The following is a 23,833-nucleotide window of genomic DNA, read 5'->3' on the forward strand; positions in this document are numbered from 1 at the left end:
GGGGCCCGGAGGCGCGGGTCGGTCAGAAGGTCAGCTGGTCGACCGAGGTGAGCGGCACCCAGCCCGGGCGCAGCCCCTCCGGCGGCTGGACGGTCGGCACGGTCTGCAGGGAGTCGGCCTCGGCGAGCTGTGCGATCTCGAGCCCCGTGAGCGCGGCGATGTCACGCACCGGCACCTGGAAGGTGCGGTACTCGCCCAGCGGCGGCGGGTCGCCGGCCTGGTGGGCCCGGGCGAACGCGGCCTCGAGGTCGACGCCGTCGAGCTCGGGCCCCTGGTCGAGCAGGTAGCCCGCGGTGCGGAGCGCGGCACCGCCCCGGGTCGCCCAGGCCACGATCTTGAAGAAGCTGCGGGGGATGCGCACCCCGCGGTAGGGCGCGTCGTCGTCGAGCAGCACCGGCCCGGTGAAGACGGTCAGGCGCTGCCGGTGCACCTGGGCGTACTGCAGCACCTGGTCCTCCAGGCCGAGCCAGAGCTCGGCCGACTGGTTGAAGTCGGCGGCCTGGGGCGCGGCGTTCGTGTACGAGAACGTGTCGCGGTTCGCCCGGGAGGCGACGGCGGGCGAGCCCCAGACCGGGTCGCGTCGGCGGACGAGGTGGCCGCGGTCGAGGTCGTTGCGGGCGTAGACCTCGGGGCCGCACTGCTCGTCGGCGGGCACGCGCTCGTCGAGGTGCCAGTCGTCGCCCCGCTCGAGGTCGATGAGCGACGCGCCGTCGACGTTGACCGCGGTCAGCGCCGCAAGGCGCCGTGACGGGTCGAGCAGCACGGTGAAGTGCGCGTAGGGCAGCTCGCGGACGACCCGGCCGCCGGTGTCGGGCAGCGGGACGCCCACGGCCAGGAAGTCGGGGTCGTAGCCCGTGGCCGAGGCGGCCTCGGGCCCGTCCGGGTCGAGGCCGGCGAGGTCGGTCTCGACGGGCCCTGCGGCGTCGCCGGTGCCGGTGCCGGTGCCGTCAGCTCCGTCCAGCCCTGCACGTGCGTCCTGGTCGCCTGTGGTCGTCATCCGCGCCTCCTGCCGGTGGGGCCGTCGGCCCCTCGCGGGTCATGGTGCACCCGGCCGCCGACAACCGCCCGGGGGCCGCAGCGCCCGGGCGGACGACGGAGGAGGCGCGGCGCAGCGGCTGCTGCACCGCGCCTCCCCGGGGCGGCGCGTGCCCGGCACCGGCCGGGCCGCCGCCGCTAGTCGGCCAGGATGGCGTACAGGGCGCGACGGGTCTCGTCGAGCTTCGCCGTCGCGGCCGTCCGCTGGGCGTCGGTGACGCCGGTGCGGAACTGCTGGACCGCGCCGAAGAGCTTGCCGAGGCTCTCGCGGAACTCGTCCGAGCCCTCGGCGTCGCCGGCCGTGGCAGCCCAGGCCGCCTCGATGGCGTCGGCCTGCTCCGCGACGTACGCGCGGCCGGCCTCGGTCAGCGAGTACTCGCCCTTGGCGTCGGTCGCGGTCTCGACGCCGTCGACGATGAAGCCCTCGTCGACGAGCTGCTGCAGGGTCGGGTACACCGAGCCGGGGCTCGGCTTCCAGACGCCGTCGGTGCGCTCGGCGATGGCCTTGATCAGGCCGTAGCCGTTCGACGGGGCGTCGGCCAGGAGCGACAGGATCGCGAGGCGGACGTCGCCGCGACGGGCGCGCCCCCGGCCGCCGCGGTGCGGGCCGCCGGGGCCGGGGAAGCCCGGACCGCCGAAGCCGGGGAACCCGAAGCCGGGGAAGCCCGGCCCGGGGCGGCCGGAGCGGCCGAAGGGGCGGCCGAAGCGCGCCCCGCCCGCGAGCGGGTCGTGCGAGCGGCGGTCGTGGTCGTGGTGCTGGTCGTGGTCGTGGTGCTGTGCCATGGGGGCACGTCCTTCCGGTCAGGGGTCTCGACCGGGCGGAGGCCGCGGGCGGTGTCGCCGGGCGGCTCGGGGTCGAGTGTCGCGGACCATTCCGCGATGTGTCGAAGATATGTCGCTGACAGTCGTTCGTCAACCCCTGACGACACATCCGCAGGCCGGAGCACGACGGAGGCGCGCCCCCGGTGCGGGGACGCGCCTCCTCGGGTGCTGCGCCGGGCTCAGCTCGCGGGAGCGACGCCGAACGCCGTGGCGAGCTTCTCGATCTTCTGCGCCCGGCCGAGGCGGGGCAGGTCGCTGCCGTCGCGGATGACTCGGCCACGGCCCTCGAAGTCAGCGAGGAAGTCCTGGGCCCAGGCGACGTCGGAGGGCGTCGGGCTGATCACCTCGTTGATCACCGGGAGCTGCTCGACGTCGAGGCAGAGCTTGCCGGTGAGGCCGAGCGCGACCGCCACGCCCGCCTGCTCGCGGAGCACCGGGTGGCTGCTGCCGACGGTGGGCCCGTCGATGGGGCCGGGCAGGCCGCCGATGCGGCTCGCGACCACGAGGCGCGAGCGCGGGTAGGCCATGGCGAGGTCGTCGGCGCTGGTGCCGGTGTCGCGGCGGTAGTCGCCGCTGCCGAAGGCGAGGCGGAAGGCGCCGCGGGCCTTGGCGATCGACGGGCTCTCCTCGATGCCGAGGGCCGACTCGACCAGGGCGAGCACCCGCACCGCGCCTCCCAGCCGGTCGAAGGTCTCGGTGACGTGCTCGGGCGCCTCCGTCTTGGCGAGCATGACGCCCTGCAGGCCGGGCAGGCCGAGGAGCGCGTCGACGTCGTCCGACCAGAAGTCGGTGGAGCGGTCGTTGATGCGCACCCAGGCGCTGCCGCCGTCGGTGAGCCAGGCGACGACGTCGTCGCGGGCGGCGGGCTTGCGGGCGGGGTCGACGGCGTCCTCGATGTCGAGCACCATCTGGTCGGCCCGCGACGCCGCCGCGGGGGTGAACCGGTCGGGCGCCGTGCCGGGCACGAGCAGCCAGCTGCGGGCGATGTCGGCCGGGGGCTTCGGGCGACGTCGCCCGTCGGGGCGGGAGGACGGCTCGCCGCCGGGGGTCGGTGCTGCGGTCGCGGCGTCTGCGGGCGCGGTGTCTGCGGTCTCGGTCATGGGACGTCCTCGTCTCGGTCGGCGGCCGGTGGTCGCGTCAGGCGGTCGCCCCCACGGTACCGGTCCGCCCCCCGAGGGCGGGGCGTCCCGGCTTCTGGGAGGAGACGGGCGTACCGTTCAGCGAGATCACAGGCGTCCGACGCCCGCACCCCCGCGGCGTCGTCGATGCCGGCACCTGAGCACGAGTCCCCGAACACGAGGAGCGCACCATGACCGACGAACGATCCCCCCGGGCCGACGGCACCGACGACCACGCCGAGGGACGCGTCGACGAGGGCCGCCCCGAGGCCGGGGCCCCCGCCGTCGACTTCGGCGGCCCGGCCGAGCCGGCCCGCGACCCCGCCGACGACCAGCGCGGCGAGCAGCACGGCGAGCACGCGTCGGCCCCCGCCGTCGACTTCGGCGGCCCCGCCGAGCCCGCCCGCGACCCCGCCGACGACGAACGCGACAGCTCCGACTCCGCGACGCGCGCCCTGCCGGTCACCGGTGACGAGCCCGGCCGCCACGACGACGGCGTCGAGCCGCGGGGCGAGCTCTTCCCGCCCGCCGCGTCGCTCGCCGACGACCAGGCCACCCCGACGACCGCCGACGGCTCCGTCGCGGCCGCCGAGGTGCCGGGAGGCGACCAGGGTCGCCGCGTCGACGCCGGCGACGGCCGTGGCACGACCATCGACGGCGACGCGAGCGTCGACCCCGACCAGATCGACCGCGAGCGCCGTGACGGCGTCGACCGCGACGGCGAGACGGAGGTCATCGCGCCGCTGAGCAGCGACGACCGCGACCATGACCACGACGCTCGCCACGACGGCGACGGCGACGGCGACGCCGACCGCCGCGACGACGCGACCGTCCCCCCGGTCGTGGCCCCCGTCGCCCCGGGCGCGCGCGCCTGGTCGGCCGGGTCGTCCTCCGACGACGACGGCCCGCGTCGTCCGCTCCACGACGACGAGGCTCTCCGTGCCGCCGAGGCCGCCCGCGCCGAGCCCGTCCGCGACTCCTCCGAGCGCGACGGCGACCGCGACCGCGACGCCGACCGCGACCGCGACTCCCGCGACGGCGCCGTGGCCGTCGGTGCCGGAGCCGCCGCCGCGGCGGGCGCCGGTGCCGCCGCCGCCCACGCCCGCTCCGACGACGGCCGGATCGGCGACGCCCGCACGGCCGCCACCCCCGCCGCCGGCCGCACCCCGACCGGGGCGGTCGAGCGCGACCGCACCGGCGGCTACCCGACCACCGACGACGGCGACATCGACCGCGTCGGCCTCCGCCGCGACCTCCTCGCCGAGCAGAAGGAGGAGTTCGGCGGCATGCGCTTCGGCGCCGGCCTGCTGGGCTGGTTCGCCGCGACCGGCCTCGGCGTGGTGCTCTTCTCGATCCTCGCGTCGATCACGGCGGCCGTCGTCGTCGGCTCGTCGCCCAGCGCCTCGCCGCTGGCGCTCCAGCAGACGATGGCCGACCAGGGCCCGGTGCTCTCGCTCGTCGTCGGCATCGGCGTGCTCGTCATCGTCTTCGTGGGCTACCTCGTCGGCGGCTACACGGCCTCTCGCGTGGCCCGCTTCTCGGGTCTCAAGCAGGGGCTCGCGACCTGGCTCTGGGGCCTCGTCATCACGATCGTCACCTCGGTCGTCGTCGGCGTCGTCGCCGTCCAGGCGGGCGACCAGAGCTCTCCGAACTCCATGGTGCCGACGGTCGACGACCTGACCTCGATGTCGGTCGAGAGCCTGATCTTCCTCGGCCTGGTGCTCGTCCTCAGCCTCCTGGGTGCGCTCCTCGGCGGCGTCCTCGGGCAGCGCTGGCACCGCCGCGTCGACCGCTTCATCCCCGAGCACCAGGTCTGACCGACCGGTGCCCCGCACGACCCCACCACAGAGACAAGGAACCACCATGCGCCACCTCGACCGCTCCTCCCTCGTCCGGACGACGCTCGGCGTCGTCGCCGCCGGGGCCCTGGCGTTCACGCTCGTCGCGTGCTCGTCGACCTCCGACTCGGAGAGCAACAACACGGCCCCGACCCACCCCGTCAACGAGCCCGACGAGCGCGAGGGCTCGTCGGTCGCCGAGACCCCGGCCGCGAGCGTGCCGAGCCTCGCGGGCGGCGTCGACACGCAGGTCGCCGTCGACGCGTCGTTCGTCGACGCGCTCGGCACGCTGGGCCTCACGCCCGGCGTCGTCGGCACGGCGACCTTCACCGGCGGCACGTTCTCGTTCCCGATCACGGGCGGCAACGTCGACTACTACGGCCCCGACAGCGAGGTGCGCCCGTACGTGCAGGGCTTCATCGAGCACGACGGCTCGGGCCTCAGCCTCACCGCGGCCGACGGCACCGTCGTCGAGCTGACGGACTTCGACATCGACCCCGGCGAGTCGAAGCTCTACGGCGACGTGACGGTCGACGGCACAGTCGCGGCCGAGCACGCGTACCTGTTCAACCTCTGGGGCGGCACGCTCGAGCCGCTCCGCACCGAGGGCTCGAACGCCGTGCTCGAGGGCACGACGGTGCACGTCAGCCCGGCCGCCGCCTCGCTGCTGAACGAGACCTTCGGCACCGAGGCCGTCGAGGACGAGATGCTCGTCGGCGTCGCCACGATCACGGTCGCCACGCAGTAGCCCCGACCCCTCTGCCACGCCGAGACCGCCCGCTCCCTCTTCGGGGGCGGGCGGTCTCGGCGTCGCGGTGGCCTGGTCCGCTCAGCGTCGGTGACGGCGGCGACCCATCGTGACGGCGGCGGTGACCAGCGCCGAGGCGAGGAGTGCACCCGTGGCTCCCCAGCCGAGGGGACCCCAGTGGAAGATGGTCGTGAGAGCGAGGGACAGTGCGGCCAGCCCTGACTGGATGCTCACGACGAACCTGGCTGGGACGCGGGCCCGCTGCCGCGTCGCCTCGGTCATCCGCGTGCCCACGCGATGCAGAAGCTGACCGTACCGCTGAAGCCCGCCGCCGCGGCGCCGAGGCACACGGCGCATCTGCTGATGGTCATCTCATCTCCGTTCACGTCCGGTCAGGCCGTTCTACAGTGATATTCCGGTGTCGTGCAAGCCTGATGGCGGCACGTGACGGTCTTCGGTCCGGTGGCTCGAGCTCCGGTCTCGTCAGCTCGTGCGAGGCGCAGGTCTGCCGTCCTGGATCGGTTCCGAAGTCCTCCTCGCAGGCGGCCGTACTGCGCTCGAGTCGCCCGGCGCAAGACCCTGAACAAAGAAGTTCGGCATCCCGAAACCTGTGTAGGGTCGAGCGCATGCCGACGATCGACGCCCGCCGCCGTGACGACGACGCCCCCGGGGAGGCGCGGGTAGACCAGCCCTCCGCGGTCGCCCTCCCGAGGCCCCGCGGCACCCTGCTCGGCCCCGCGTTCGTCGCGGCCATCGCCTACGTCGACCCCGGCAACGTCGCCGCCAACCTCACCGCCGGCGCGCAGTACCAGTACCTGCTGCTCTGGGTGCTCGTCGCGGCGAACGCCATCGCCGTGCTCGTGCAGTACCTGTCGGCGAAGCTCGGCATCGTCACCGGCCGGTCGCTGCCCGAGGTGCTCGGCGACCGGCTCGGCCGGAAGCGCCGGCTCGCCTTCTGGGGCCAGGCCGAGATCGTCGCGGCGGCGACCGACGTCGCCGAGATCATCGGCGGGGCGCTGGCCCTGCAGCTGCTCTTCGGCGTTCCGCTCGTCGTCGGCGGCCTGATCACCGGGGCCGTGTCGCTCGGCCTGCTGATGCTGACGCGCTACCGCCGCGGCCACGTCTTCCAGACGATCGTCATCGCGCTCCTGGCCGTCCTCACGATCGGGTTCTGCGCCGGCCTGCTCTTCTCGCCCCCGTCGGCGGGCGACATGCTCGCCGGCCTCGTGCCGCGGTTCGAGGGCAGCCAGTCGGTGCTGCTCGCCGCGTCGATGCTCGGGGCGACGGTCATGCCGCACGCGGTGTACCTGCACTCCGCGCTCGTGCGCGACCACCACGGCACGGTGACCGAGGGCGCCGACCGCCGTCGCGTGCTCCGGGCCACCCGGTGGGACGTCGTCTTCGCCCTCGTCATCGCCGGCGGCGTGAACATCGCCATGCTCGTCCTGGCCGCGTCGACCCTGCCCGGCCGCACCGGCACCGACACCATCCCCGGCGCCCACGACGCGATCGCCGACGCCCTCGGGCCGGTCGTCGGCGTCCTGTTCGCCGTCGGCCTGCTGGCCTCGGGCCTCGCGTCGACGTCGATCGGCGCGATGGCGGGCGCCGAGATCATGCGCGGCCTGCTGCACGTGCGCCTGCCGCTGTTCGTCCGCCGGGTGGTCACGCTGGTGCCGGCGCTCGTGCTGCTCGCGACGGGCATCAGCCCGACCTGGCTGCTCGTGCTCAGCCAGGTCGTGCTGAGCTTCGGCATCGCGTTCGCGCTGATCCCGCTCGTGGTCGCCACGAGCGACGCCCGCCTCATGGGCACGGGCGTCAACGCGAGGCCCACGCGCGTCGCGGCCTGGGCGTGCGCGGTCGTCGTCGTGGCCCTCAACGTCGCGCTCATCTGGCTGACCGTCACGGGCTCGTAGGAGTCGCCCCGCGCCTCCCGCAGGCCGGTCAGCCCCGCTCGGTGCGGCCCTGCTGCTCGCCCGCGTCGTGCTCGGCGCTCCGGGGGTCGGCGCCCGCGTCGCCGCCCCCGTCGTGCTCGGCGCCCGAGTGGTCGTCGTGGTCGTGCCGGCGGTCGTGGTCGCGCTCGGCCCGGTCGAAGGCGGCCTGCATCGCCTCGGCGTGGTCGGTCTTCGCCTCGGCGATGCCCGCGTCGTCGCCGCGGGCGATCGCGAGGCCCTCGCGGAGGCTCGCGCCGGCCGCGGCCAGCGACTCGCCGAGGGTGGGCCGGAAGTCCCGGCGTTCGTCTCCGTCGCCCGCGTCGACGTACTCGTGCAGGACGCTGCCCTCGTCGCGGTGCACGGGCTTCTCGGCGTGCTCGACGCAGAGCCGCGCGACCTCCTGGGCGTGGGCGTGCATCACGGAGTGCGCGGCGCCCGGCATCTCCCAGAGCCGCGACGACGGCAGCAGCTCGCCGACGCGCTCCACCCACGCGCGCGGCGCCACCGCGTCGTGCTCGCCACGGATGACGAGGGTGTCGGCCCGGACCCTGGGCAGGACGTCCTCGATCGGGTAGGTCATCATCTTCGGCAGCACCTGCGAGAACCAGTGCACGCCGCAGGCGAGGTACGCGCGCAGGGCGAGCACCTTCACCCGGCCGGGCTCGTGCCACGCGGCCTGGACGAAGCGCCGCCCCGCCGTCAGCACGCGGCGCTCGGCGGGGTTGATCACCGGCCCGATCAGCACGAGCGTCGACAGCCCGGGCCGACGGGCCGCCAGGTCGGTGACGATCTGCGTGCCCATCGAGTGCCCGACCAGGACGGGGTCGGTCAGGCCGAGGTCGTCGATGACGGCGCCCACGAGGTCGGCGAACTCCGAGATCTCGAGGGCCTTCCCCGGGTGCGTGACCCCGGCGAACCCGGGCAGGTCGAGGGCGTGCACCGGGCCGAAGCGGTTCAGGTCGGGCGCGAGTCGCTCGAAGTAGTCCGACGAGACGCCGATGCCCGGCACGAGCACGAACGGGCGGTCACCCGTCGCGCCGATCGTGCTGACGCGGACGGAGAGGTCGCCGCGCTCGACGCGCTGCACGGTGACGTGCGTGCTCGACTCGTCACGGTCGCGCTCCTGGCTGTCGGCCACGCGCCTCCTCGGGGTCGTCACCGCGCCGAGGACCGACGCGGACTGCCCAGTCTGGCACCGCCGCCGCGGACGCCGCTGAGCGCGCCCCGGTCAGTCGACGAGCGTGTAGAGGCTCAGGTGGTTGCCGTCGGGGTCGGGGAAGTCGACCACGTCGAGCACCCCGGGCACGTGGACGACCTCGGGCAGGTCGAGGCCGAGCTCGACCAGCCGGGCCCGCTCGGCGTGGACGTCGTCGACGCCGAGACGCAGCACCGCCGTGGCGGAGCCGGTCGGGGCCTCCTCGCCGAGCTGCAGCCAGCAGCCGCCGAGGTCGTACTCGACGATGCCCTCGACCGGGTCGAGCTGGGGGCCGTCGACGTCGAGCACCGACTCGTACCAGCACCGGGCCGCGACGAGGTCGCTGACCGAGAGTCCGACGGTGACGCTGCTGATGCGCATGCGGCGAGTCTGGCAGGGGCGGCGGCCGCGGCGCGACGCCACGCCCGCCCGGGGCGACGGTGACCGGGGCCCCGGGGCGACGCGCGGGGGCGTCGCGACGGCCCGTCAGCCCGCGATCACCGGGTCGAGCGCCCGAAGGTTGCGGTGCAGGACGGCCCCGAGCGCCAGGCGGGCCGCCGGCCCCGCGGCCCGCATGTACCAGGCGGCCGGGCGCCAGACGACGCGGATGTCGAGGGTCACGCGCCCGTCGTGGTGCAGGGTGACGAGGTAGCTCTCCCAGCCGCGCTGCGGATGGCCGACGAGGGCCGCGTGGCCGAAGCCAGCGGTGCGCTCGTCGTCCACGACCGCGAAGACGCGGCAGGCGACGCGCGAGCGCAGCGGCCCGACCGGGATCGCCCAGACGTTCACCTCGCCGACGACGGCCCGCTCGGGCACCTGCTCGGGCACGAAGCCCGACCCGCGGTGCACCTCGAACCGCAGCACCGCGTCGGCGGCACGGCGGAAGTCCGCGTCGCCGTGCCCGACGACGCGGCTCGCGGTCGTGAGCCGGAACCCGGGAGGCGCGTGGCGGGTGAGCGTGGGCCGGCCGTCGAACGCGTAGCCGGGCCCGAAGCCCTCGGGGGTGGTCGGTGACGTCATGCGTCGAGCCTGGCACGCGCGCCTGCACGCTCGGGCAGGATCGGAGCGTGACCGACCCCACGAGCTACCTCGTCCTGCACGGCTGGCAGAACCGGCGACCGGCCGACCACTGGCAGCACCGGCTCGCCGACGACCTCGAGGGGCGGGGCCTCGTCGTCCGCTACCCGCAGCTGCCCGACCCCGACCGGCCGCAGCTGGCCGAGTGGGAGGCCGTGGTGCGCGCCGAGCTCGCCGCCCTGCCGGAGGGACCGGTGACGGTGGTCTGCCACAGCCTCGCCTGCCTCGTCTGGCTGCGGCTGCAGGCTGGCGACGCTCCTCCGCGGGCGGACCGCGTGGCGCTGGTGGCGCCTCCCTCGCCCGAGCTGATCGCGGGGCAGGAGGCCGTCCGGGAGTTCGCCGGGGGAGACGTGCTCGACGGGCGGCGCCTCTCGCTCGGTGCCCGCGGCCGCCCGGGCTCGGCACCCGCCGACGACGCCGTCCTCGTGGCGGGCGACGACGACCCGTGGCTGCCCCTCGGCCTGGTCGACACGTGGGAGTCGCGGGTCGAGGCCGCCCTGCACGTCGTGCCCCGAGGTGGTCACCTGACCCCCGACTCCGGCTACGGCGCCTGGCCCGCGATGCTCGACTGGGCCTTCGGCGGCCGGCTCGAGGTCGGCCAGGACGTCGCGACCGGCTAGGCGGCCGCGACCGGCTAGGCGGCCGCGACCGGCGCGAGGAACGCCGCCGCGGCGCGGGCGAGGTAGCCCGGGTCGTCGACGCCGCAGAGCTCGCGGGCGGAGTGCATGCTGAGCAGCGGCACGCCCACGTCGATGGTGCGGACGCCGAGCCGGGTCGCGGTGATCGGCCCGATGGTGGAGCCGCAGGGCACCGCGTTGTTCGAGACGAACTCCTGGTACGGCACGCCGGCCTGCTCGCACGAGCGCGCCCACTCGGCCGCGCCGGGCCCGTCGGTGGCGTAGCGCTGCTTCGCGTTGATCTTCAGCAGCGGCCCCCGGTTGACGACGGGCTGGTTCACCGGGTCGTGGCGCTCGGGGTAGTTCGGGTGCACGGCGTGGCCGGCGTCGGCGGAGAGGCACCACGAGCCGGCGAGGGCGCGGAGCCGGTCGACCTCGGTGCCGCCGAGCCCGGCCGTGACGCGGGTCACCACGTCGGAGAGCATCGGGCCGGCCGCGCCCGAGGGCGTCTCGGAGCCGACCTCCTCGTGGTCGAACGCCGCGAACACGGCGACGTCGGCGAGCTCGACGCCCGACGCCGCGACGTCGAGCAGCGCGACGAGGCCGGCGTGCGTCGACGTGAGGTTGTCCATGCGGCCCGCGGCGAAGAGGTCGCCGGCGAGGCCGATGACGGCGGGAGGCGCGGTGTCGGCCACCGAGATGTCGTACCCGGCGACGTCGTCGCCGGTCAGGCCGGCGAGCCCCGCGAGGTGCCCGAGCACGTCGGCGTCGGCGAGGGGGCCGACCCCGACCACGGGGTCGAGGTGACGCTGCGGGTCGAGCGCGAGGCCGTCGTTGACGCCGCGGTCGAGGTGGACGGCCAGCTGCGGGAAGCGCAGCACCGGCCCCGTGCGGACGAGGTGCACCTCGCCGGTGCGCGTCACGAGCCGGCCGGCGAACTCGAGGTCGCGGTCGAGCCACGAGTTGTAGAGCGGGCCGCCGTAGACCTCGACGCCGGCCTGCAGCCAGCCGCGGGTGCCGGTCGTGCTCCTCGGCTTCAGCTTGAAGCCGGGGGAGTCGGTGTGCGCGCCGACGATGCGGTACGGCGTGGTCGCGGTGGCTCCTTCGGGCTGGATCCAGGCGATCACGGCGCCGTCGCGGAGGACGTAGCGGCGGCCGGGCCCCGTCGGCCACTCGGCCCGCTCGTCGAGCCGGTCGAAGCCCGCCGCGTCGAGCCGACGGGCGGCCTCGGCCGCGGCGTGGAAGGAGGAGGGCGAGGCCTGGATGAAGGAGGCGAGGTCGTCGAGGTGCGCGCGCGAGGAGGTCATCCCCACCAGCATGCCACCCGGCCCCGCCCGGCGGGGGTCAGCGCCCGGCGCTGCCGCCGACCTGGGCGCCGGGCTCGGGGCCGCTCTCGCCGCGGCCGTCCTCGTCCTCGGCGACGAGGCCCGCGGTCGCCTCGCCCGAGTAGCCGGCGGGGTCGACGGCGACGTAGTCCTCCTCGCCGGAGGTGGTGCCGCCGAGCGGCGAGACGAGGTCGTCGTCGGCCGTCGTGTCGTCGCTGCTCGCGGGGGCGCCCTGCGGGTCGTCGCGGAACGTCGCGAGTGCCGCCGCCTCGACGGCGTCCTGGTCGTGGTCGCTCTGGTCGCTCATGGGGCGTCCTCTCTCGGTCGTGACCCCGACCCTAGGCGCGGCCCGCTCCGCCCGCCCGCCTCCCTCGGCGCCCCGGCCCCGTCGACGAATCAGGAGGGACACGCGCCGCGGGCCGCGACCGACGCCTGCGGCGCGTCCTCTCCCTGAGTCCTCGACGGCGCGAGTCCGCCCGCGCCCCGGCCGACACCTGTCGTCACGAGCTGTTGACACCGGTTCACGCTCGTGTACAGTCTCGAACACCTAGCGCAGCTAGGTTTTGACTCGAGGAGGCGTCAATGGCCCTGTCCGGACCGTGCGGTGAGACCGTGCTCACCCAACCCGTCAGCACGATCCGAGTGGGCAGGGGCTACCTGGCCGCCCTCGGGTTCGCCCAGTTCGGCCTCTTCGTGGCCCTGCTCTCGCCGGTCTTCGTGAGCATGCAGCTCAAGGCCCAGCAGCTCGCGCCCGACAGCCCCGAGACCCTCGTCGGCCAGGTGCTCCCGATCGGCGCCCTCGGCGCCCTGATCGCCAACCCGCTGATCGGTGCCCTGAGCGACCGCACCCGCACCCGCTGGGGCCGTCGTCGCCCCTACCTCGTCGGCGGCGTGGTGCTGCTCACGGTCGCCCTCGGCCTCGTGGCGGCGGCGCCCGACCAGCTCACGCTGACCCTCGCCTGGCTGCTCGCGCAGATCGCCGCCAACGCCGTGCTCGCCACCCTGATCGCGAGCTTCGCCGACAACGTGCCCGAGGTGCAGCGCGGCCGGGCGTCGAGCATCATCGCCCTGGCGCAGAACGTCGCCATCCTCGCCGGCCTCTACCTGGCCGTGTACCTCGTCGGCAACCTGCCGCTGCTGTTCGTCCTGCCGGGCGTGCTGGCCGTCGTCCTGGTGCTCGTCTACGCCGTGGTGGCCCGCGACGAGCTGCCCGCCTACGAGCTCAAGAAGTTCACGGTCGTGAACCTGGTCAGCTCGTTCTGGACCAACCCGATCAAGAACCCCGACTTCGGCCTCGCCTGGTGGTCGCGGTTCCTGATCACGCTCGGCACGTTCATGTTCACGACGTACCGCCTGCTCTACATGGAGCGCCACCTCGGCATCGAGGACGTCGCCGAGGCCACGGCCGCCGTCGCCTTCGGCGTGCTGCTCTACACGATCGCCCTGCTCGTCAGCGCCGCGGTCTCCGGCTGGCTGAGCGACCGCACCGGTCGTCGCAAGGTCTTCGTCGCCGGCTCGACGCTCGTCTTCGCGGTCGGCCTCGTGATGCTGGCCCACGCCGAGACGGTCACCGGGTTCTACGTCGCCGAGGTCGTCATGGGCTTCGCCTTCGGCATCTACGCGGCCGTCGACACCGCCCTGATCGTCGACGTGCTGCCGAACGCCGACCGCCCCGGCAAGGACCTCGGCGTCATCAACATCGCCAACGCCCTGCCGCAGTCGCTCGCCCCGGCGCTCGCCCTGGCCCTGCTCGGCATCGGCAGCGCGACGAACGACAACTACGTCGTCATGCTCTGGGGCGCGGGCATCGTCACCGTGATCGGCGCGCTCGTCATCATCCCGATCCGTCGGGTGCGCTGACGCCCCGCCCCTCGAGCCGCACGGAGGCGGTGGTCGCCCGGTCAGGCCGGCGCGGCCACCGTCGCGGTGCGGAGGGCCAGCTCCCAGACGAGCCGCACGTGCTCGGCCATGTCGGTGCGGGGGTCGAGCATCCACTGCAGCTGCATGCCGTCGCTGACGGCGACCAGCACGCCCGCGAGCGTGACGGCGTCGACGTCGGGGGCGATCTGCCCGGCGACCTGGCGTCGCTCGATCGCCGTCGTGAAGTCGACGCGCAGCCGGGCGTACCGCTCGACGAAGTAGTCGCGGGCGGCGTGCCCGGGGTCGCTCGTCGCGGCCGTCGACAGGCTCGCGAAGAGCTGCACGAGCCCGGGGGTCTCGGAGTTGTGCCGGATCACCGCGAGCAGCAGGTCGACGATGTCGTCGAGCTCGGCCCAGCGGGCCGAGTCGGCCTCGTCACGGGCGCGGAGGATGGCGGTGAAGAGCCCCTCCTTGCTGTCGAAGTAGTGCAGCAGGCCGGCCTGGGTGAGCCCGACCGCGTCGGCCAGCTCCTTCACCGAGGTGGCCCGGAACCCGTTGCGGGCCACCACCTCGAGCGCGACCCGCAAGATCTCCTCGCGCTTCGCGATCCCCTTCGCGTACGAACCCCGTTGTGCCATGTGCGCCAGGCTACCCACCCCCCGGTCGGCTCTGCCGCCACCGACGCCACGAAAACCCACCGCTGTTCGGTTTTGTCGAGTAGCGTTCTCTCCACCGCGGTGCTGCGCCGGCCGCGACCGATCTCCGACCACCACCGGAAGGCCCCTCGTGACCCCCTCCTCCGCCGGCGACGACGCCGTCACCGCCCGCCTCACCGAGCTGCTCGGCCAGCTGTCGCTCGAGCAGGAGGTCCAGCTGCTCACCGGCCGCGACTTCTGGACGAGCTGGCCGATCGAGCAGATCGGCCTCCGCCGCATGCTGTTCTCCGACGGGCCATCCGGCGTGCGGGGCGAGTTCTGGGACGAGCGCGACCCGTCGCTCAACCTCCCGAGCGGCACGGCGCTCGCCGCCACCTGGGATCTCCAGGTGGCCCGTCGCTACGGCCACGCCTCCGCCGTCGAGGCCCGCCGCAAGGGCGTCGACGTCGTGCTCGGCCCGACCATCAACCTGCACCGCTCCCCGCTCGGCGGCCGTCACTTCGAGGCCTTCAGCGAAGACCCCGTGCTGACCGCCGACCTCGCGGCCGCCTACGTCGCCGGCGTCCAGGAGAACGGCGTCGGGGCCACCCCCAAGCACTACGTCGCCAACGACTTCGAGACGGAGCGCTTCACCGCCGACGTCGTCGTCGGCGACCGCGCCCTCCGCGAGCTGTACCTGCTCGCCTTCGAGAAGAGCGTGACGGAGGCCCGGGCCTGGCTGGTGATGAGCGCCTACAACTCCGTCAACGGCACCACCGCCACGGAGAACGACCTGCTCGAGACGCCGCTGAACAGCGAGTGGGGCTTCGACGGCGTCGTCATCAGCGACTGGACGGCGGTGCGCTCCGTCGACAGCGCCCGCGCCTCCCAGGACCTCGTCATGCCCGGCCCGGTCGGGCCCTGGGGCGGCGCCCTGGTCGCCGCCGTCCGCGACGGCTCGGTCGACCGGGCCGACGTCGACCGCAAGGTGCTCCGCCTGCTCCGCCTCGCCGCCCGCGTCGGCGCCCTCGAGGGGTTCGAGGGCACCGACCCGGTGCACGTCGAGGACGGCGTCGCCTTCGCCCGGGAGGCCGAGGCCGCCGGTGCCGTGCTCGTGGCCAACGACGGGCTGCTGCCCGTCGCCGCTGGCAGCGTGCGCCGCATCGCGGTGATCGGCGACAACGCCGACCGTGCCCGCACGCAGGGCGGCGGCAGCGCGACCGTGGTGCCCGAGAGCGTGGTCAGCCCCGTCGAGGGCGTCCGTGCCGCCTTCCCCGACGCCGAGGTCACCTGGTCGGTCGGCGCGGTCGTGCAGGAGGGCGTCGCCGAGCTGCCCCTCGCCGAGCTGACGAACCCGGCGACGGGCGAGCCCGGCGTGCACGTGCGCTTCCTCGACGAGTCGGGCGACGAGATCTTCGCGGAGGAGCGACGGGCCACCGCCCTCGTCTACCTGGGCGGCGACGCACCCGTCGAGCGCCTGCACGAGCTGGAGGTCAGCACCACCTGGACCCCCGCCTCCTCGGGCCGGGTCCGGCTCGGCTTCGCCTCGATCGGCGAGGCCACCTTCGTGGTCGACGGCGACGAGCTCTTCACCGCCCGGACCGAGGCCGACGGCGACGAGCTGGGCGCGGCGCTGCTCGCCCCGCCGAGCGAGTCGCACCCGCTCGACGTCGAGGCGGGCCGCCCGGTCGAGCTCGTCATCCGCTACCGGCGGGCGGAGACGAGCGGCGAGGCCTTCGCCGGCACGATGATGTTCACCGCCGGGCTCGACGCCGACGACACCGACCCGCAGCAGCTCATCGACGAGGCGGCCGCCGCGGCCGCCGACGCCGACCTGGTCGTGCTCGTCGTGGGCACGAACAGCAAGGTCGAGTCGGAGGGCTTCGACCGCTCCACGCTCGCGCTGCCCGGCCGCCAGGACGACCTCGCCCGCGCCGTGCTCGCCGCGAACCCGCGCACCGTCGCGGTCGTCAACGCCGGCTCGCCCGTCGAGCTGCCCTGGCGCGACGAGGCCGCCGCCGTGCTGCTCACCTGGTTCGGCGGGCAGGAGTACGGCCACGCCCTCGGCGACCTCCTGGTCGGCGACGCTGAGCCCGGCGGCCGCCTGCCCACGACCTGGCCCGCGGCCACGGCCGACGTGCCCGTGCTCGACGTCACTCCGGTCGACGGCACCGTCCGCTACGACGAAGGCATCCACGTGGGGTACCGCGCCTGGCTGCGCGCCGGCGTCGAGCCGGCCTGGCCCTTCGGCCACGGCCTCGGCTACACGACCTGGCGGCAGTCGGGCCTCGAGGTCTCCGACGCGGTGGCCGAGGGAGGCGCGGTGACCGTCACCGTCCGGGTCGAGAACACGGGCGCCCGCGCGGGCAAGCACGTGGTGCAGGTCTACGCGTCGCGCCCCGACTCGGTCGTGGAGCGCCCCGCGCTCTGGCTCGTCGGCTTCCGGCCCGTCGAGCTCGCGGCGGGGGAGTCGGACGTGGTGACGGTCGAGGTGCCGGCGCGGGCCCTCGCCGACTGGCGCGACGGCGCGTGGGCGCACGAGCCCGGCGAGTTCACGCTGCACGTCGGCACCTCGGTGGCCGAGCTGCCCCTGACGGCGACGACGGTGCTCACCGCCTGACCCGTCGGCCCGGTCGGGGCGCTGCGGCGCTCCCGGGTGCTGCCGGCCCCGCTCAGGGCGCGGTCGGCAGCACCGCGGCCCAGAGGTGGAACAGGGCGTAGGCGCGGAAGGGCGACCACGGGGCCGAGGCCGCCTCCGCCTCCTTCGTGCTGACCCCGCCGAGCACCCGCCGCAGCACCAGGTCGCCGGCCGGCCACGCGTCGCGGTCGGCGAGGGCGCGCACGGCGAGGTACTCGACCGTCCAGGGCCCGATGCCCGGCACGGCGAGCAGCCGTCGTCGGGCGTCGGCGAGGTCGACGTCGGGCGAGATCACGAGGCCGTCGGCGACGACCGCCGCGAGGGCCGAGAGCGTGCGCGCCCGGGCGTTCGTCACGCCGACCGCGGCGCGCAGCTCGTCGACGTCGACGGCGGCCAGCGCGTCCGCGCGGGGGAAGCGCCGGAGCCCCGTGCCGGGCACGTCGACGCCGTGCGCCGCGACGAGCCGCCCCGTGAACGTGCGAGCGGCGGCGAGCGAGACCTGCTGCCCGAGCACGGTCATCACCGCCGTCTCGAAGCCGTCGGGGCTGCCCGTGACGCGGATGCCCGGCCGGGCCCGCACGAGCGGGCCCAGCACCGGGTCGGCGCCGAGGGCGGCCTGCACCGCGGCGGTGTCGCCGTCGAGGTCGAGCCAGCGGCGGGTCAGCGCCCCGGCCCGGTCGAGGTCGGCCGGGCCGAGGTCGAGGCCGTGGGCGGGCACGACGTCGACCTCGACGACGTCGGCGCCGAAGTGCACGTCGAGCCGTGCGAGCCGAGCGGCCCCGTCGGCCCCGGCCCCGCCGAGGTCGACGACCCGGGAGTGGGTCGAGGCCGCCACGTCGGTCAGCTCGGCCCCCGGCACGCTGTGCGCGGCGAGCAGGCCGACCGCGTGGGCCGGGTCGTAGTCGCCGTCGACGGCGAGCGACAGGCGACGAGCGCGGGAGTCGCGGGTCGGCTCGGCCGCGGAGCCTGCCGGAGGAGCGCTCCCGGCCCTCACGGCGTCTCCGCCCACACCCCGGACGACCCGCGCCGGTGGCTGTCGACGAGGTGGGTGTCGACGATGCCCGTCGCCTCCATCAGGGCGTGCATGGTCGTCGGGCCCACGAAGCGGAACCCCACGGCCTTCAGGGCGCGCGAGAGGGCGACGCTCTCGGGCGAGGTCGTCGGCACCTCGGCCGCGGTGGCGGGACGGGGCGTCTCGGCGGGCCGGAACGACCAGACGAGGTCGACGAGCCCGCCCGCCTCGCGCAGGGCCACGGTGGCACGGGCGTTGGCGACCGTCGCGTCGACCTTGAGCCGGTTGCGGACGATGCCCGCGTCGGCCATCAGCCGTGCCCGGTCGTCGTCGTCGAACGCGGCCACGACGTCGGGGTCGAAGTCGCGGAACGCCGCCCGGAAGGCGGGCCGCTTGCGGAGGATGGTCGCCCACGAGAGCCCCGACTGGAAGGCCTCGAGGCTCAGCCGCTCGAAGAGCCCCCGCTCGTCGCGGACGGGCATGCCCCACTCGGTGTCGTAGTACTCGCGCAGGAGGGGGTCGACGGCCGCCCAGGCGGGGCGGGCGAGCCCGTCGTCGCCGATCACCACGTCGCTCACGATGTCGCCTCCAGGTCGATCAGCAGGGCCTTGGCCTCGGGGCCGCCACGGTAGCGGCCGACCGTGCCGTCGCTCCGCACCACGCGGTGGCACGGCACGACGAGCGGCAGCGGGTTGGTCGCGCAGGCCGTGCCGACGGCCCGCACCGCGCGGGGGCTGCCCGCCCCCGCGGCCACGGCGGCGTAGCTCGCCGTCCGACCGTAGGGGATCTCGGGCAGGTGCTCGAGCACGGCGAGCTGGAACGCGCGCGAGAGACGACGGTCGAGCGGCAGGTCGAAGCGCCGACGACGGCCGGCGAAGTACTCGTCGAGCTCGCGGGCCGCCGCGTCGAGCCGGGCCGGCGCCCGCAGCACGCGGGGGCTGACCGTCGTCGCGAGTCGGTCGAGCACGGCGTCGTGCCCCTCGACCTCGAAGGCGACCCGCACGAGGCCGACCTCCGTCGCGGCGAGCAGGAGGCGGCCGACGGGGGAGTCGAGGGTGGTCCAGGCCACGTCGAGCACGCCGGAGTCGGCCGCGCTGACCGCGAGCCGGGCGCGCAGCACGGCGAGGTCGACCTGCTCGGCGGTGGTCGGGTCGGTCACGAGGGTCCTCCGGGTCGACGACGGCGGGGTGCGGGCGGGAGCGCCGGGGGCGGCTCCGAGGCCGTGGGCGGGGGCCCCAGCGCCGTCCGCAGCGCGGCGACCCCGTCGCTCGCGGCCCGACGGGCGGCGTCGTGGCTGACCCCGGTGGCCTCGGCGACCTCGCGGTGGCTGAGCCCCGCGAGGTGGTGCCCGACGACGGCGACGCGCTGCCGGTGCGGCAGCCCGCGGACGGCGCCGAGCAGCTCGTCGTCACGGGCGAGCACCTCGTCGAAGGGCCGGGGCGCGGGCGGCTCGGGCAGCGTCTCGACCGGGAGCGCGCGGCGGGCCTGCCCGCGCAGAACGTCGAGGGCCTTGCGGCGCGCGACGGTCACGAGCCAGGCCTCGACGTTCGTCCCCGGCGGCAGCCCGGGCCAGGCGACGAGCGCGGCGAGGAAGGTCTCCGACCAGGCGTCGTCGGCGTCGGCCGGCGGCAGCAGGGCACGGCAGACGCGCAGCACGGTGACCCCGTGCTGCTCGACGGCGCGGTCGAACGGGCCCACGTCAGAACAGCCGGCTCTCGCGCCGCTCGGCGGGCTCCTCGAGGGCCAGCAGGAACCTCTTGCGCTCCAGCCCGCCGGCGTAGCCGGTGAGGGCCCCGCCGGCGCCGACCACCCGGTGGCACGGCACGACGATGCTCAGCGGGTTCAGCGCGTTCGCGGCGCCGACGGCCCGGGCCAGCCCGACCCCGCCGAGGCTCGCGGCGAGCTGGCCGTAGGTGCGGGTCTCGCCGTGGGGGATCGTGCGGAGGGCCGCCCAGACCCGCTGGCGGAAGTCGTCGCCGCGCGGCGCGAGCGGCAGGTCGAAGGCCGTCCGCTCGCCGGCGAAGTACTGCCCGAGCTGCCGGGCCACCTCGCCGAAGTCGCTCGCGCCGGTGCCGACGTCGGAGCGCGGGCCCAGGGAGTCGCGGGTCGGCCCGCGCCGGTGGCCCTCGAACCACAGGCCCACGAGCCCGTCGACGCCCCCGGCGACGGTGAGCACGCCGACGGGCGTGCTCGTGGTGGTGTGCACGACCGTCGCGTCGGGGGCCGCGGTCGGGGCTGCGTGGCCCGTGCCCGTGCCCGTGCCCCTGCCTGTGCCCGTGGTGCCCGCTCCGCGTGCCCTGTCGGTCTCCGTCACGGTCGTCTCCTCGCCTCCGCCGATGCTACCCACGCTGGAGACGCGCGAGAGGGGGCGGATGTGAGGTGGTCGCCCCGAGTTCGTCCCCCGACCGGTGGGCGAGCGCACCGGCCGACCTGGTAGACAGGCTGGTGCACCCTCGGGTGCGCCCGGTCCGGGGACTCCACGCTGTCGGGTGCGTGCGAGCTCCCGGGCCGGGTCCCGGCACGTCGGCGCTCGCCGACGCCGCCGCCCGCCGATGCCTCCGGCTCGCGCCGCCGCTCAGTGCCGCGTCTCGAAGCCGCCCTCGCCGATCGGCGACAGCTCGCTCACGTCGACCCCGTCGACGCGGGAGCCCTGCGGGCCCTCCGTGAGCCACTCCAGCAGCTGGCCGACCGCCTCCGGCGTGCCCTCGGCCTCCGTCTCGACGGTGCCGTCAGGCAGGTTGCGCACGAACCCGGCGACGCCGAGGCGGTCGGCCTCGCCCTCGGTCGAGAAGCGGAAGCCCACGCCCTGCACCAGGCCGCGGACCACCGCGCGCCGTCTGATCACGTCGTCCATGCTGCGACCGTACCCGCGCCTCCCGCGCTCGGGCCCGCCCTATCCCGGTCGCCCTGCCCGGTCGCACTGCCCCGTCACGACGACGGGCGGGTGCGAGCCGGGCGGTCCGTCGTCGACGCCCGCCCGGCTCGCACCCGCCCGCCGTGGGCCGTCCGCGCTAGCGGTCGACCGTCGACATGTCGGCGTACCGGTCGCCCTGGGGCGCGGCGACCGCGTCGAGCTGCTCGACCTGCGCGGCCGTGAGCACGACGTCGTCGGCGGCGACGTTTTCGTCGAGGTACGTGCGGCGCTTCGTGCCGGGGATCGGCACGACGCCCTCGCCCTTGGCGAGCAGCCAGGCCAGCGCGACCTGGCCGGGCGTGGCCCCGACCTCGCGGGCCACGGCGTCGACCTGCTCGACGATGCGGACGTTCGCGGCGAGGGCGTCGCCGCTGAACCGCGGCGCGAAGCGGCGGAAGTCGTCGTCGGCGAGCTCGTCGACCGAGCGCAGGGCACCGGTGAGGAACCCGCGGCCGAGCGGCGAGTACGGCACGAAGCCGATGCCGAGCTCGCGCACGAGCGGCACGATCTCGGCCTCGGGGTCGCGGCTCCAGAGCGACCACTCGGTCTGCAGGGCGGTGATCGGGTGGGTGGCGTGGGCCCGGCGGATGGTCTCGGGAGCCGCCTCGGACAGGCCGAGGTGGCGGACCTTGCCCGCCGTGACGAGCTCGGCCATGGCGCCGACCGTCTCCTCGATCGGCACCTGCGGGTCGACGCGGTGCTGGTAGTAGAGGTCGACGTGGTCGAGCCCGAGCCGCTGCAGCGAGCCGTCGATCGAGCGGCGCACGTACTCGGGCCGGCCGTCGACCGCGCGCTCCCTCCGCGCCTCGGGGTCGGTGACGTTGCCGAACTTGGTCGCGACGACGACGCCGTCGCGCCGGCCGCGCAGGGCGCGCCCCAGCAGCTGCTCGTTCGTGTGCGGGCCGTACATGTCGGCGGTGTCGAGCAGGGTCACGCCGTGGTCGAGCGCGGCGTGGATCACCCGCACCGACTCGTCGTCGTCGGTGCCGCTGCCGGTGTAGAACGCGGACATGCCCATCAGGCCGAGGCCGAGGCGGCCCACGTCGAGTCCGCCGTCGACGCTGCCGAGTGTCGTGTGCTTCATGCAGACCACGCAACACCCGCTGTCGGGGTGCCCGCTGGGAGGGGGACACCCCGCGCCGACGGGTCTTGACACGGTCACCGGCGCCTCGCCATCATGCGGGGGACGACCGGCGGCGACGGGCCGCCGGCGCCCCGCAGAGAGGCGGCGCACCGATGCCCACCATGATCTTCGTCAACCTGGCCGTCGACGACGTCGCCCGGTCGCGCACCTTCTTCGAGGCCCTGGGGTACTCGATCAACGAGGGGTTCAGCGACGAGAACGCTGTCAGCGTCGTGATCAGCGACACGATCACCGCGATGCTGCTCACGAGGGCGTTCTTCGCGGAGTTCACCCGGAAGACGATCATCGACGCCACCACCTCGACCGAGGTGCAGCTCGCCCTCAGCGCCGAGAGCAAGGAGGAGGTCGACGCGGTGCACGCCGCCGCCCTCGCCGCGGGGGCGACGCCGGCCGGCGAGCAGGACCACGGCTTCATGTACTCGAAGAGCTTCGACGACCTCGACGGTCACCACTGGGACTTCGTCTGGATGGACCCCGCCGCGGCCGCGGGCGGTGCCCCGGAGCTCAGCGTCGACGAGATGCGCGCGGGCACGACGGTCGCCTGACCACCCGGGGAGGCGCGGTGCCGGCCCCGCCCGCACCGCGCCTCCCGCAGGCCCCGCGTCGCGGCCCGGCTACGAGCCCGTCGTCAGCTCGACCTTGAGCCACCCCGGCTCGCGCCGGTCGAACGCCTCGTACGCGGCGATCGCGTCGGCCACGGGCTCGCGCTCGGTGATCAGCGCGGTCGGGTCGAACAGCCCGGCGGCGACGCGCTCGATGAGCGGCGGCGTGACGGAGTGGTGGTCGCAGTTGCCCATCCGCACCGTGAGGTTCTTGAGCATCGCGGCGCCGATCGGGTACGTCTCGACCGTGGGGGCGTAGACGCCGATGATGCCGATGCGGCCGTACTTGGCGACCATCTCGACGGCCCAGCGGGCGGCCTGCGACGGCGCGTTGCCCGGCACCCACTGGTGGCCCTGCGGGGCGGCGTCGGGCGCGACCTGCGCGACCTCCGCCTCGAACGCGGCGGCCTGCTCGGCGTCGGGAGCGGCCGGGCCGTGCGCGGCGTGCTGTGCGTCGACCCCGACCGCGTCGATGACGGCGTCGACGCCGATGCCGTTCGTGAGCTCCTTGACGACCGCGACGGGGTCCTCCCGGCTGAAGTCGACGACCTCCGCGTTCTGGGCCAGGGCCTGGGCGAGGCGGTCCTCGAGGTGGTCGATCGCGATCACGCGGGCGGCGCCCTGCTGGAACGCCGACGCGATCGCGAACTGGCCGACGACGCCGGCGCCGAGCACGGCCACGGTGTCGCCGCGGCGGACTCCGGCGAGCTCGGCCCCGAACCAGCCGGTGGGGTAGATGTCGCTGAGCAGGATCGCCTGGTCGTCGCTGACCGTGTCGGGGAGCGGGTGCAGGGTGTTGCGCGCCCACGGCACCCGCACGTACTCGGCCTGCAGCCCGTTCACGGGGCCGGTCGAGGCGGGCCCGCCGAAGAAGCTCGTGCCGGCGTCGGGGCCGTTCGGGTTCGCGACGTCGCACTGCGCGGTGTGGCCCTCGCGGCAGTGGCGGCAGGCGCCGCACGAGACCGTGCTGTCGATGATCACCCGGTCGCCCGGGCTGAAGCCGCGCACGGCGTCGCCGACCTCGGTGACGACGCCGACGGCCTCGTGGCCGAGGATCGTGCCCTCGACCATCGGCGCCATCGTGCCGCGCACGAAGTGCAGGTCGGTGCCGCAGATCGCGCTGCGGGTGACGCGCACGATCGCGTCGTTCGGGTCGGTGATGGTGGGCTGCTCGACGTCGTCGAGACGGATGTCTCCGACGCCGTGCCAGACGACTGCCTTCACGGGGTTCCTCCTGGGGTCTGCGGGTCCGCGGGCGGGGTGGCCCGCGGGAACGCGCGGCCGTGCCGCGTGCCCGGCCGACGGTAGGCCGGGCACCGCCC

Annotated in this window: 25 protein-coding genes; 7 read left to right on the forward strand and 18 right to left on the reverse strand. The window is 75.3% G+C overall.

Going from position 1 to position 23,833, the window contains the following annotated elements; genetic code table 11:
- Positions 1 to 22 precede the first annotated feature (22 nt).
- From JOE43_RS07000 to JOE43_RS07010, 3 genes are all read right to left on the reverse strand, one after another.
- A complete protein-coding gene (locus JOE43_RS07000) occupies positions 23 to 997 on the reverse strand; it encodes a DNA/RNA non-specific endonuclease (protein WP_209516318.1) in 975 nt (324 codons plus the stop codon).
- 176 nt (positions 998 to 1,173) lie between these two features.
- On the reverse strand, positions 1,174 to 1,818 hold the full coding sequence (locus tag JOE43_RS07005) for a PadR family transcriptional regulator (protein ID WP_209516321.1): 645 nt from the start codon (positions 1,816 to 1,818) through the stop codon (positions 1,174 to 1,176).
- Between the two features lie 218 nt (positions 1,819 to 2,036).
- Positions 2,037 to 2,957, reverse strand: a complete 921-nt coding sequence (locus tag JOE43_RS07010) for a CoA ester lyase (protein WP_209516324.1) — start codon at positions 2,955 to 2,957, stop codon at positions 2,037 to 2,039.
- Positions 2,958 to 3,166: 209 nt separating this feature from the next.
- On the opposite strand from JOE43_RS07010, the gene JOE43_RS07015 reads away from it, so the two are divergent.
- Complete coding sequence (locus tag JOE43_RS07015; RefSeq protein WP_209516326.1) at positions 3,167 to 4,792, forward strand: hypothetical protein; 1,626 nt, start codon at positions 3,167 to 3,169, stop codon at positions 4,790 to 4,792.
- A gap of 46 nt (positions 4,793 to 4,838) precedes the next feature.
- The gene (locus JOE43_RS07020; protein WP_167258365.1) at positions 4,839 to 5,561 is read left to right on the forward strand and encodes a hypothetical protein; all 723 of its coding nucleotides are present in this window, start codon (positions 4,839 to 4,841) and stop codon (positions 5,559 to 5,561) included.
- Positions 5,562 to 5,642: 81 nt separating this feature from the next.
- Here the strand turns inward: JOE43_RS07020 and JOE43_RS07025 are convergent, their stop codons facing one another.
- Positions 5,643 to 5,795: a hypothetical protein gene (locus JOE43_RS07025; protein WP_209516330.1), complete on the reverse strand. Its 153-nt coding sequence runs from the start codon at positions 5,793 to 5,795 to the stop codon at positions 5,643 to 5,645.
- A 392-nt stretch (positions 5,796 to 6,187) separates the two neighbouring features.
- Here JOE43_RS07025 and JOE43_RS07030 point away from each other — a divergent pair, with 392 nt between their 5' ends.
- The gene (locus tag JOE43_RS07030; protein WP_209516333.1) at positions 6,188 to 7,474 is read left to right on the forward strand and encodes an Nramp family divalent metal transporter; all 1,287 of its coding nucleotides are present in this window, start codon (positions 6,188 to 6,190) and stop codon (positions 7,472 to 7,474) included.
- A 28-nt stretch (positions 7,475 to 7,502) separates the two neighbouring features.
- On the opposite strand, the gene JOE43_RS07035 is transcribed toward JOE43_RS07030, so the two are convergent.
- The 3 genes from JOE43_RS07035 to JOE43_RS07045 form a co-directional block, all read right to left on the reverse strand.
- The gene (locus JOE43_RS07035; protein ID WP_307803274.1) at positions 7,503 to 8,630 is read right to left on the reverse strand and encodes an alpha/beta fold hydrolase; all 1,128 of its coding nucleotides are present in this window, start codon (positions 8,628 to 8,630) and stop codon (positions 7,503 to 7,505) included.
- A 90-nt stretch (positions 8,631 to 8,720) separates the two neighbouring features.
- Positions 8,721 to 9,068, reverse strand: coding sequence for a VOC family protein (locus JOE43_RS07040; RefSeq protein WP_209516336.1), 348 nt, complete (start codon positions 9,066 to 9,068; stop codon positions 8,721 to 8,723).
- A 105-nt stretch (positions 9,069 to 9,173) separates the two neighbouring features.
- On the reverse strand, positions 9,174 to 9,707 hold the full coding sequence (locus tag JOE43_RS07045) for a DUF1990 family protein (RefSeq protein WP_209516339.1): 534 nt from the start codon (positions 9,705 to 9,707) through the stop codon (positions 9,174 to 9,176).
- 47 nt (positions 9,708 to 9,754) lie between these two features.
- Here JOE43_RS07045 and JOE43_RS07050 point away from each other — a divergent pair, with 47 nt between their 5' ends.
- Positions 9,755 to 10,384 carry an alpha/beta hydrolase gene (locus JOE43_RS07050; protein ID WP_209516342.1) on the forward strand — a complete coding sequence of 210 codons (630 nt, stop codon included), beginning with the start codon at positions 9,755 to 9,757 and terminating at the stop codon, positions 10,382 to 10,384.
- Between the two features lie 14 nt (positions 10,385 to 10,398).
- On the opposite strand, the gene JOE43_RS07055 is transcribed toward JOE43_RS07050, so the two are convergent.
- Together JOE43_RS07055 and JOE43_RS07060 are read right to left on the reverse strand one after the other, a co-directional pair.
- Entirely contained in the window at positions 10,399 to 11,688 is a 1,290-nt protein-coding gene (locus tag JOE43_RS07055) for a M18 family aminopeptidase (RefSeq protein WP_209516345.1), read from the reverse strand.
- A gap of 37 nt (positions 11,689 to 11,725) precedes the next feature.
- Complete coding sequence (locus JOE43_RS07060) at positions 11,726 to 12,013, reverse strand: hypothetical protein (RefSeq protein WP_209516348.1); 288 nt, start codon at positions 12,011 to 12,013, stop codon at positions 11,726 to 11,728.
- 305 nt (positions 12,014 to 12,318) lie between these two features.
- On the opposite strand from JOE43_RS07060, the gene JOE43_RS07065 reads away from it, so the two are divergent.
- The gene (locus JOE43_RS07065; RefSeq protein WP_307803275.1) at positions 12,319 to 13,566 is read left to right on the forward strand and encodes an MFS transporter; all 1,248 of its coding nucleotides are present in this window, start codon (positions 12,319 to 12,321) and stop codon (positions 13,564 to 13,566) included.
- Between the two features lie 41 nt (positions 13,567 to 13,607).
- Here the strand turns inward: JOE43_RS07065 and JOE43_RS07070 are convergent, their stop codons facing one another.
- On the reverse strand, positions 13,608 to 14,204 hold the full coding sequence (locus JOE43_RS07070; protein ID WP_208380390.1) for a TetR/AcrR family transcriptional regulator: 597 nt from the start codon (positions 14,202 to 14,204) through the stop codon (positions 13,608 to 13,610).
- Between the two features lie 295 nt (positions 14,205 to 14,499).
- Between JOE43_RS07070 and JOE43_RS07075 the strand changes: the two genes are divergently transcribed.
- The gene (locus JOE43_RS07075) at positions 14,500 to 16,821 is read left to right on the forward strand and encodes a beta-glucosidase (protein WP_245187434.1); all 2,322 of its coding nucleotides are present in this window, start codon (positions 14,500 to 14,502) and stop codon (positions 16,819 to 16,821) included.
- A gap of 52 nt (positions 16,822 to 16,873) precedes the next feature.
- Here JOE43_RS07075 and JOE43_RS07080 read toward each other — a convergent pair whose 3' ends face one another.
- From JOE43_RS07080 to JOE43_RS07110, 7 genes are all read right to left on the reverse strand, one after another.
- Positions 16,874 to 17,833 carry an AlkA N-terminal domain-containing protein gene (locus tag JOE43_RS07080; protein WP_307803276.1) on the reverse strand — a complete coding sequence of 320 codons (960 nt, stop codon included), beginning with the start codon at positions 17,831 to 17,833 and terminating at the stop codon, positions 16,874 to 16,876.
- The gene (locus JOE43_RS07085) at positions 17,830 to 18,429 is read right to left on the reverse strand and encodes a DNA-3-methyladenine glycosylase I (RefSeq protein WP_374072889.1); all 600 of its coding nucleotides are present in this window, start codon (positions 18,427 to 18,429) and stop codon (positions 17,830 to 17,832) included. The genes JOE43_RS07080 and JOE43_RS07085 overlap by 4 nt, the downstream gene beginning before the upstream one ends.
- A complete protein-coding gene (locus JOE43_RS07090) occupies positions 18,426 to 19,010 on the reverse strand; it encodes a methylated-DNA--[protein]-cysteine S-methyltransferase (protein ID WP_209516383.1) in 585 nt (194 codons plus the stop codon). The genes JOE43_RS07085 and JOE43_RS07090 overlap by 4 nt, the downstream gene beginning before the upstream one ends.
- The gene (locus tag JOE43_RS07095) at positions 19,007 to 19,549 is read right to left on the reverse strand and encodes an RNA polymerase sigma factor (RefSeq protein WP_209516386.1); all 543 of its coding nucleotides are present in this window, start codon (positions 19,547 to 19,549) and stop codon (positions 19,007 to 19,009) included. Before JOE43_RS07095 ends, JOE43_RS07090 begins: the two co-directional genes overlap by 4 nt.
- A gap of 1 nt (position 19,550) precedes the next feature.
- Positions 19,551 to 20,165, reverse strand: coding sequence for a methylated-DNA--[protein]-cysteine S-methyltransferase (locus JOE43_RS07100; protein ID WP_307803277.1), 615 nt, complete (start codon positions 20,163 to 20,165; stop codon positions 19,551 to 19,553).
- 261 nt (positions 20,166 to 20,426) lie between these two features.
- Positions 20,427 to 20,705, reverse strand: a complete 279-nt coding sequence (locus tag JOE43_RS07105) for an acylphosphatase (RefSeq protein WP_209516390.1) — start codon at positions 20,703 to 20,705, stop codon at positions 20,427 to 20,429.
- Between the two features lie 157 nt (positions 20,706 to 20,862).
- Positions 20,863 to 21,849, reverse strand: a complete 987-nt coding sequence (locus JOE43_RS07110; protein WP_209516393.1) for an aldo/keto reductase — start codon at positions 21,847 to 21,849, stop codon at positions 20,863 to 20,865.
- A gap of 152 nt (positions 21,850 to 22,001) precedes the next feature.
- Between JOE43_RS07110 and JOE43_RS07115 the strand changes: the two genes are divergently transcribed.
- Positions 22,002 to 22,454: a VOC family protein gene (locus JOE43_RS07115; RefSeq protein WP_209516396.1), complete on the forward strand. Its 453-nt coding sequence runs from the start codon at positions 22,002 to 22,004 to the stop codon at positions 22,452 to 22,454.
- A gap of 69 nt (positions 22,455 to 22,523) precedes the next feature.
- On the opposite strand, the gene JOE43_RS07120 is transcribed toward JOE43_RS07115, so the two are convergent.
- Positions 22,524 to 23,735, reverse strand: coding sequence for an alcohol dehydrogenase catalytic domain-containing protein (locus JOE43_RS07120; RefSeq protein ID WP_209516399.1), 1,212 nt, complete (start codon positions 23,733 to 23,735; stop codon positions 22,524 to 22,526).
- Positions 23,736 to 23,833 lie beyond the last annotated feature (98 nt).

Source organism: Frigoribacterium sp. PvP121, from assembly GCF_017833115.1.
Lineage (GTDB): Bacteria > Actinomycetota > Actinomycetes > Actinomycetales > Microbacteriaceae > Frigoribacterium > Frigoribacterium endophyticum.